6 protein-coding genes are annotated in these 9,867 nt (G+C 43.6%); 5 read left to right on the forward strand and 1 reads right to left on the reverse strand.

Annotated elements, in window-relative coordinates:
* Positions 1–52: 52 nt before the first annotated feature.
* Positions 53–1,309 (reverse strand): ATP-binding protein, encoded by a 1,257-nt coding sequence (locus DXD25_RS03625; RefSeq protein WP_117661830.1) that lies wholly within the window; start codon positions 1,307–1,309, stop codon positions 53–55.
* 544 nt (positions 1,310–1,853) lie between these two features.
* On the opposite strand from DXD25_RS03625, the gene DXD25_RS03630 reads away from it, so the two are divergent.
* The 5 genes from DXD25_RS03630 to DXD25_RS17090 form a co-directional block, all read left to right on the forward strand.
* Positions 1,854–5,069, forward strand: coding sequence for a TonB-dependent receptor (locus DXD25_RS03630; protein WP_187360426.1), 3,216 nt, complete (start codon positions 1,854–1,856; stop codon positions 5,067–5,069).
* A 25-nt stretch (positions 5,070–5,094) separates the two neighbouring features.
* A complete protein-coding gene (locus tag DXD25_RS03635) occupies positions 5,095–6,717 on the forward strand; it encodes a RagB/SusD family nutrient uptake outer membrane protein (RefSeq protein WP_117661832.1) in 1,623 nt (540 codons plus the stop codon).
* Positions 6,718–6,752: 35 nt separating this feature from the next.
* Entirely contained in the window at positions 6,753–7,556 is an 804-nt protein-coding gene (locus DXD25_RS03640) for a hypothetical protein (protein WP_117661833.1), read from the forward strand.
* 62 nt (positions 7,557–7,618) lie between these two features.
* The gene (locus DXD25_RS03645; protein WP_117661834.1) at positions 7,619–9,277 is read left to right on the forward strand and encodes a C10 family peptidase; all 1,659 of its coding nucleotides are present in this window, start codon (positions 7,619–7,621) and stop codon (positions 9,275–9,277) included.
* 289 nt (positions 9,278–9,566) lie between these two features.
* A partial coding sequence (locus tag DXD25_RS17090; RefSeq protein WP_233522177.1) for an Rpn family recombination-promoting nuclease/putative transposase occupies positions 9,567–9,867 on the forward strand: 301 nt, incomplete at its 3' end.

Consider the following 9,867-nt stretch of genomic DNA (forward strand, 5'->3'; position numbering starts at 1 on the left):
CAAAGTGTCCTCACTGACGGACTTTGGTGCCCCAGTGAGGAACAAACAACAACTACGAGGTAAGCAACCACTTCCATACTGGTATCACTTCAATCTTCAAGTCCTCCAGTTCTATCGTCTCTTCTTCATCCATCGTAATAACAAAAAGTTTACTTCTTGGATACCTCTTCTGATAAGCATTCAAAGCCCCCAATTCTCGCTCACGAGTAGCAGCATCCTTGATACTATACGACACTTGAAAAGCACATTGATGCTCAAAGAGACAAAAGTCCACCTCCACATTATCATAATAATAGAAGAGATCTTCCCCATACTTCTCATGCAGGTGAATGGCTACCAGATTCTCCAAGAGAGATGTTTCTGGATCAAAGAGGAATAGACTCAGGAAACCATTATCTATAAAGTAATACTTCTGGTTCGACATTCTATCTTGCAATTTTGCGCAAATGTTTTCTATGGAGAAGACCAAGCAAGTGTCCTTGATATATCTCAGATAGTCCACTATCGTCTCTTGCTTTACCTTTCCAGCCACAGTAGAAACCAGATTAGCCAGTCTGTTATAAGACTGTGGCTGCTTTACGCTCTCAGAAAGTTTACGTATCAAAGTCTTCATCGCCAGAGGGTTACGAATTCCGTATCTGGTAATTAAATCTCCAAAGTAAATCTTGTTGTATAGATTGCCCAACCACTCTCGCTTAAACTGATTGTCAACAATCACCAATTCTGGCAAACCGCCAATATGAAAATACTCAAGAAAAGCCCTCTTGAGGTCAGAATTTTGCAGATACTCCCACTGCGCAGGCAAGGAGAAATGCTGGGCTGTCAAGTATTCCTGAAAGGAGAAAGGAAAGACGGGTTGCACCATATATCTGCCACCAAGCGTAGTAGAAATCTCGCTACTCAGCATCTTGGCGTTGCTACCAGTGATATACACTCTATATTTCTGGTCAGCAAGTCTACGTGCAAATTTCTCCCACCCATCAATGATTTGTATCTCGTCAAGCATGAAGATCGGCTGATGCCCATACATCTCCTCGTAAGCCTGCTTGATGGCATCCAGGTCGGAAAGCTGGAGATTTTCCAATCGGTCGTCCTCAAAATTGAAGTAAAGGATTTCCTCTGGCAGATGTCCCAGAGCTATCATCTCTTGGGCACGCTGATATAGCAAGTAAGACTTACCGGCTCTTCTTAGTCCTACCAGCACATAGTTAGAATGAGATTCGAAGCTGATGTTTCTTTTCACCATCTCCACATTCTGAATCATTCTTTGGTTCTCCGCTATCAGCAGTTTTGCTATTCTCTTGTCCATATCTTCCGTTTTATGTTAATCTGGGTGCAAAGATACAACATTTTCCTTTATAAAGGAAGAAAAATCATAAGATATTTCCTTTATAGGGGAAACTTTTCCCGAAAAACTTTCCCCTATAAAGGAAACTTTCTTTAAACTCCTTCGGAAAATGTGAGGATTTGTCGAAAACTAGAATATGGAACGGGCGACGGTTTTTAAATGAACTGTCGCCCGTTTCTTTACATTTTATAAGAAAAAGTGCATAAAAACTGGATTTTTATAACAAAATGTAGGGCGAAGTGCAACTTTTTCTGAAAAAAGTTTGGTGGTTTCCTAAATAATGCTTAATTTTGCACCCGATTAAAAATATTCTTTAAAATTAAGTAAGTTTTAGACTTACAGACCCTTATATAATATAAGGTATAAAAAGCGAACTCCTCTACCTCGGGGCAAGAGGAGGGGGCAAAAAGATGATGATAACTCCTTGTGAGTGATCATATAAGAAAAGCTGAGAGAAAGAAATTATAAACATTATATATTCATTTATTTAAAACGAGAGAGATTTATGGAAAAAAGACTCATGACAGTAGTTGCAGGTCTTGCTCTCAGTACGAGCATGGCTTTTGCACAAAGTCAAATCTCTGGTCACGTGACCTCTTCTGAGGACGGAAGCCCAGTTATCGGTGCTTCTATCAAGGTTGCAGGCACTAACACAGGTACAGTTACCGACATTGATGGTAACTTCTCATTGAACGCTCCTGCCGGAGCTAAGCTGGAAATCACATACATCGGTATGAATCCTGCTCATGTTAAGGCAGGCAATAACATGAAGATTGTTCTTGATCCAGACGAGCATAGCCTTGATGAGGTGATGGTCGTAGCCTTCGGTACTCAGAAGCGTTCAGCTTTCACGGGATCTGCTGCGGTAGTAGGTGCTGGCGAAATTGGTAAGGCTCAGGTTTCTAACCCAGTTGAGTCTTTGAAGGGTAAGGTTGCCGGTGTACAGATGACTCAGGTTTCTGGTCGTCCAGGCGAGAGCTCAAAGATTCGTATTCGTGGTATCGGTACTATCAATGCTAGTACAGACCCATTGATTGTTGTTGATGGTGTGCCTTATGACGGTGATATGAACACTATCAACCCAGACGATGTTGAGAGCCTTACTGTATTGAAGGATGCTGCTTCTTCTGCTCTTTATGGTGCACGTGGTGCCAATGGTGTTGTGATGATTACAACCAAGACTGGTAAGACAGGTTCTTCTTCTATTACATTCGATGCTAAGTGGGGTTCTAACTCTCGCGCAGTGCCAGATTACAAGTATATCAACAATGCTGCTGGTTACTACGAGACTTGGTACACTGCATTGAACAATTATGCTTTGAATACTTTGAAGTATGATGCAAATAATGCAAACCTTTGGGCTAACAAGAACCTGACTGCAGACAATGCTTTCGGTTTGGGTATGAGCGTATTCCAGGCTCCTGCAGGTGAGGTGCTGATTGGTACCAACGGTAAGTTGAACCCTAATGCTACTATGGGTCGGGTAGTATCTAACAATGGTCAGCAGTATTATGTTACAGCTGATGATTGGGTAGATGCCATGTTCCGTAACAGCCTCCGCCAGGAGTATAACATCTCTGCACAGGGTGCTAATGAGAAGGGTAACTTCATGCTCTCTTTCAACTACTTGAACAATGAGGGTATTACCTTCGGTTCTGGTTTCGAGCGTTATTCTGCTCGTTTGAAGTCAGAGTACAAGATCAAGGATTGGTTGAAGGTTGGTGCTAATGTCAACTTCGCTCACTATGCCAACAATCAGTCAGGTGTGGGTGATGAGGGTTCATCTGGTTCATCTGGCAACGTGTTCGCATTCGTAGCAATGGCTCCTATCTATCCTCTTTATATCCGCGACGCTCAGGGCAACATCATGATGCACGAGGCTAGTGGTACAAAGTTGTATGACTATGGTGATGCTTCTATCAATGGTCAGAAGCGTGCTTATGTTGCACAGTCTAACCCTCTTGCTGCTAATCAGCTTGACAAGTATAAGATAGAAGGAAACAACTTCAACATGCAGGGTACCGTTGAGGTTCGCTTGCCTTTGGATGTTACCTTCACATCTATCAACAATGCTTATGTTGATGAGTATCGTACAACAAGTACAACCAACCCTTACTTCGGTCAGTATGCATCATCTAATGGTATGGTTTACAAGTATCATGAAAGATACTTCAACTATAACCTGCAGCAGCGTTTGAACTGGGCTCATGAGTTCGGTGAGCACTCTGTAGCTTTGATGCTCGGTCATGAGTACTACAACCAGAGCTATGCTTACCTCTATGGTAGCAAGAGCAATCAGTATAGCCCTTCTAACGATGAGTTGGCTGGTGCTGTGTTGTTGAAGAATACTAACTCCTATACCCGTGAGTATAACAACGAGGGTTACTTCGGTCGTGTACAGTACGACTACAATGACCGCTATTTCTTCGATGCATCTCTCCGTCGCGATGCTTCTTCACGCTTCGCAAAGGAGAACCGTTGGGGTACCTTCTATTCTTTGGGTGCTTCTTGGGTAATCAACAAGGAGAAGTTCTTCAATGTAGATTGGGTTGATGACTTGAAGCTGAAGGTAAGCTATGGTCAGGTAGGTAACGACAATATCGAGAGTCTTTCTTTGGGTTACTATCACTATACTACCAACTACGATATCGTGAACTCTAATGGTTCTGTATCTCTGGTTCCTGTAGGCCGTTATGGTAACAGAAAGATTACCTGGGAGACAACTGGTGAGTTCAACGTAGGTGTTGACTTCGGATTGTTCAAGAACCGTTTGAGCGGTACTTTCGAGTTCTATTCTCGTAAGACTACTGATATGCTCTTCAACTTCTCATTGCCACAGTCATTCGGTTACACCGGTTACTATGACAACGTGGGTGATATGATCAACAATGGTCTTGAGTTGACCTTGAACGGTGACATCATCCGTACAAGAGACTTCGTTTGGAGTGCCAATATGAATATCACTTACAACCACAACTACGTAAGCTATTTGCCAGATGCAAAGAAGACTTTGACAGTTGATGGTGTTCAGGGTTATACTAACGGTGGTTACTTCATCGGTGAGGGTGAGCCTATGTACAATTACTACCTCCACAAGTATGCTGGTGTAGATCACGAGACAGGTGAGGCTCTCTATTACAAGAATGTGAAGGATGAGAACGGTAATGTTACCGGTCTGACCACAACCAAGAACTCTTCAGAGTCTGATTACTACTTGTGTGGTACAGCTTTGGCAGACGTATTTGGTGGTTTCGGAACAAGCGTATCCTACAAGGGCTTCGACTTCTCTGTAGATTTCATGTATCAGATTGGCGGTCAGATTTACGATAACGACTATGCTAGTGCGATGAACGCAAACGGTAAGTCTATGCGTGGTATGGCTCTCCACGAGGATATCCTGAAGGCTTGGACTCCTGAGAACAAGAACAGCAATATCCCACGTCTGCAGTATGGTGATACATATATGGCTTCTCAGTCAGACCGTTTCTTGACAAACGCTTCTTACCTGAGTCTCCAGAACATCAACTTGGGTTATACATTCCCTAAGGCATGGATCAGCAAGCTCAACTTGAGCAACTTGCGCATCTACGCTCAGGCTAACAACGTATGGGTATGGTCAAAGCGTCAGGGTCTCGACCCACGTACCAGCTTGACAGCTGCCAACGCTTCTTACTATCCAGGCGTACGTACCATCACTGGTGGTATCACACTTACATTCTAAACTTATATAATATAGGAATACAATTATGATTAAGATAAAGAATTCAATCTTAGGTGTAGGTTTGGCCTTTGCAAGTCTTACTACATTCACTGGATGTATCGACGAGACCCAGCCTACCGATATTGCAACATCTGAGCAGGTTAGCCAGTCTGCTGCAGCCGTAGAAGGATTGGTGATGGCAATGCCAGCGTTCTTCAACAACTTGAACGAGACATTCTATACACCAAACAACTACCACTTCAACTTCGGTTACGGATCAATGATCCGTATCCGTGCCACATTGACTGAGCCTTTCGTAACAGCAGGCTCTGGTTACGACTGGTTCGCTCCATGGGCAGAGAATGAAGGTCTTAGCCAGGATGCTGTCCGTTCAAACTTCGTCTGGACATACTACTACAAGTTCATCCAGACAGCCAATAACGTTCTCTCTACTATCAATGAGGAGACTGCTACTGATGAGCAGAAGGGTTACATTGCAGCTGCCAAGGCTTTCCGTGCGCTCGCTTATCTCGACCTCGGTCGTATGTACGAGTACTTGCCAACAGATGTTACAAAGGGTGTAAATGCCGATGGTAATGATGTTACTGGCTTGACTGTGCCTATCGTGAAGGAGGGTATGGCTGAGGCTGATGCACGTAACAATCCTCGTGTTAAGAAGGAGGACTTGATCAAATTCATCAAGGAGGATTTGGAGTATGCTGAGCAGAATATCGGTAAGCTCACAAAGACAGAGAAGACTTTGCCTCACTTGGACTGCGTATATGGTCTGGAGGCTCGTCTCTATATGTGGGAAGGCGATTATGCCAAGGCTCAGGCTGCAGCAGATAATGCTATCAAGGCTTCTTCTGTACAGCCTATGACTCAGGCTCAGTGCCTGAACACCACTACAGGTTTCAACAACCTGGCAGACTTCATGTGGGGCTCTCAGCAGACATCAGAGGATGTTGTAGTTTCTACAGGTATCGTCAACTGGATATCATTTATGTGTAACGAGCAGACCTTCGGTTATTGCGGTGCAGGTACTGGTGACTATATCAGAATTGATACATTGGCTTATAATCGTCTGAATGATACCGACTTCCGTAAGTTGGAGTGGGTAGCACCAGCGGGTTCTCCAATCGCAAACAAGGTTTCATTTGTCAATAAGACTTATGGTGCTTCAATGCCTCCTATGGCATCTGTCAAGTTCCGTCCTAACCAGGGTGAGATGGATGCTCCATCTGTTGCAGCTGCTACAGCATTCCCTGTAATGCGTGTTGAGGAGATGTACTATATCCGCATGGAGGCAGCAGCACAGCAGGATGCAGCAAAAGGTAAGGAACTCTTGGAGTTATTCATGAAGACTCGTGACCCTAAATATACTTGCAAGGCAACAAGCAAGGAGGATATCATCAAGGAAATCTACTTCCAGAAGTGTATCGACCTTTGGGGTGAGGGTATCACATTCTTCGATATGAAGCGTTTGAACTACTCTTTGACTCGTGGTTATCATGGCACAAACCATTCTGTAGGTACTCGCATCAATACAAATGGCCGCCCTGCTACAACCAACTTCCTTTTCTATCGTACAGAGGCAGAGAACAATACAGCTCTTAAGGGATGGAACAACCCAGACCCATCTGGTAAGTATCCACTTTGGACAGAGTAATAACACGAATCGTTATATAAAAGATTAAAAAAGTTATGAACAAGTTTTTTAAATATACATTTATAGCACTGCTCGGTGTTCTTACCCTCGGTTTGAGCTCTTGTACAGATGAATATGAATATACTCCAACTTCTAAGACAGAGTTGGGTGGTAATGCTTTCCTGGTAAGTGAAGGCTCTACAGCTAAATCTTTCTTGCCAACTGCAGAGCAGAGCTTTACATTCAAGGTGTCTCGTGTAGATTCTACAGAGGCTCAGACAGTAGGTCTGTCTAGTAGCAATGAGAAGTTTACCGTTCCTGCAACCGTTTCATTTGCTGCTGGTCAGAAGACTGCAGAGGTAAAGGTTTCTTTTGATATCGCAACAGGTACATCAGAGAAAACTCGTATCGCCATCACTGATGCAGAGAAGTATTACTATGCTGCAACCGTACTTGATTATACCATCACCCGTTATCAGTCTTACACTGGTACATACGTAGCTAATGGTCTTGGTTTCCAAATCCAGACTCCTTGCTATATGATTGGTGCTGGTAAGTTTATGGTTCCTGCTGATCCTGCGAACGGATATGAGTATGATATAGTATTCTCTATCGATAAGGACAATAATGTAATCGTAGCTCCACAGCCAGCTTGGAATCATCCTTCTTATGGCGCAGTTTATGTAATCGGTAACGCCGAAGGTGATGCTGCTGCTGATGGCTCTGGTTCTGGTGTTGCTGGTACTTATGATCCTGAAACTGGCGTGGTAACTATGGCTATGTATAATTTCATACCTAATACCGGTTCTTTCGGAACATTTGACGATGTCTTTGTATTTGACGAGAAGCCAGCTCTTTAAAATAATATAACAAGAAAGCCGGATGGGGCAGTACCCATCTGGCTTTTTTCATTTTTTTGCCTATGAAAAGATATTTTACTTTAGCTTTAGTAGCGTCTCTCTTTCTCTGCGGTGTTGAGGCCAGAGAGAGAACGATGGATGAGAAGCAAGCCATTGCTTCTTCTGTGTTGACAATGCAGTCACAGACTCGTGGTAAGGCAGAACTGACGCTCAGACTCTTGCAGGCTTCTGATACCTATACAGTATTGGGAGACGACAGCCGCTTTGTAGTTGTAAGCAATGATGATGCTTTCGATGCCGTGATCGGTTATGCAGACTCTCCTTTCGATGCTTCTGCCAATAGTTCTCTGGCATGGTATCTTCGTGCTGCATCTGAATCCATGAAGGCTGATTTGCAGAAAGGCTCTGCCGTAACAAGAGCTTTGGTGATTCCTTCGGGCGATTTCAAGGAGGCGGTAGAACCTCTCTGCAAGACGCTCTGGGCGCAGGATAAACCATTCAATAATCTTTGTCCTACCAATTCTAAAAACAAGGCTTATCCTTCGGGATGCGTGGCTACGGCTTTATCCCAAATCATGTATTATCACAAGTATCCTGTAAGGGGAAAGGGCAGTCATCAGTATAGCTTTACACCAGCCGTGGGAGATGGTAGATTGCTGAGTTGTGATTTCGCAAACACCACTTTCGACTGGGAGAATATGCTGGAGGATTATGCAAGCCATAAAGATTATACGGAGGAGCAGGGAAAAGCCGTGGCAACCCTGATGGCTGCAGTAGGTGTTTCCGTAGATATGCAATATACTGAGTCCGGTTCTGGTGCCATGTCAAGGGAAGCACGTTATGGTTTGATCAATTACTTCTGCTATAATGAGAATATCAACTGGCTGAATCGTTCTTTCTATTCGGCTGCCGAATGGATGAAGTATATCTATACGGAATTGAATCAGAACCGTCCTATCTATTATACGGGTGATGATGAAAGAAATGGCGGTCATGCCTTCGTGCTTGATGGATATGACACGCAGGGCATGGTTCACATCAACTGGGGATGGGGACCAAAAGGCGGAAATGGTTACTTCGACATAGCTCTCCTGAATCCTACAGGATTTCAGTTCAGCGAAGGTCAGGATATGCTGATAGGCATTTCTCCTACTACCTGTCTGCAATATGAATCCCGTTTTTATGCTGATGAAGGATTGAAAGCCAGCAAGGTGGCTTCCTTGCTGAATGTGCAGCCGGGTAAGATCTATAATCAGACGGGTGATAACATCTCTGGTGATATCGCTGTGATTCTGGAATCTTCTGATGGTGTAAAGAATGTAATTCAATCTGCTCATGTAGATAAGGCGATTACCTATTATTATGTGAATAGCGGTAGTGATGCTGTGAAAGTTGGAGGTGTGCTGAAATTGCCTTCTACCTTGAAGGATGGTGATTACAGAGTGTATGTTGCCTCTAAGTGTGACAAGGATACTGACTGGCGTCTGATTCGTACTCCAGAGGGAACTGCCAACAGTTATATGCTTACCATAGCTGATGGCAAACTGGCTTCTGTAGGCGAGGGCATTGCGGATGATTCGTGGACAACTACCGGCATTACTCCTATACATGCTATTCCAGCCAAGTTTCGTTCTACCAAGACATTCAATATCAATGGTCAGCAGGTTGATTCCAGCTATCACGGTATCGTTATCAAGGATGGAAAGAAAGTGATGCAATAGGTCTTTAAGAAAAATGATGCATAGGTCTTTTCAAGAGATACGTCATACAATACATATATAATAAGGTGTATCCTTCTTGCCCCATATATCGGGCAAGCGAGGATACACCTTTTTCTTTTTATCTCCCTCACCCTCAAACATTTTCCAATAATTCCTTGCATCTTTCAGAAGAAAAACGTATCTTTGCAGAAGATTAGCTGCGCTCGGCAATTTGTAAGCAAGCTTACATTGCTCTCGCTGGCATAATCTTTGCAGCAAGAAAGTTGAATCATTAAAAAAGGAGGCAAATATGACAGAGCTAAGAGATAGATACATACGTTTTGACTGGGCTATCAAGCGTTTGCTTCGCCAGAAGGCGAACTTTGGGGTGCTTGAGGGCTTCCTGACTGTGTTTCTGAATGAACCTATCAAGATTGTTGATATTTTGGAAAGCGAAGGTAACCAGCAACAGGCTAATGATAAGTTCAACAGGGTAGATATCAAGGCGAAAAACAGCAAGGGAGAAATCATTATCGTCGAGATACAGAACACAAGTGAACTGTATTACCTGGAGCGTGTGCTCTATGGAGTAGCCAAAGCCATTACAGAGC

The organism is Prevotella sp. TF12-30 (assembly GCF_003436715.1).
In the GTDB taxonomy this organism is placed as follows: domain Bacteria; phylum Bacteroidota; class Bacteroidia; order Bacteroidales; family Bacteroidaceae; genus Prevotella; species Prevotella copri_A.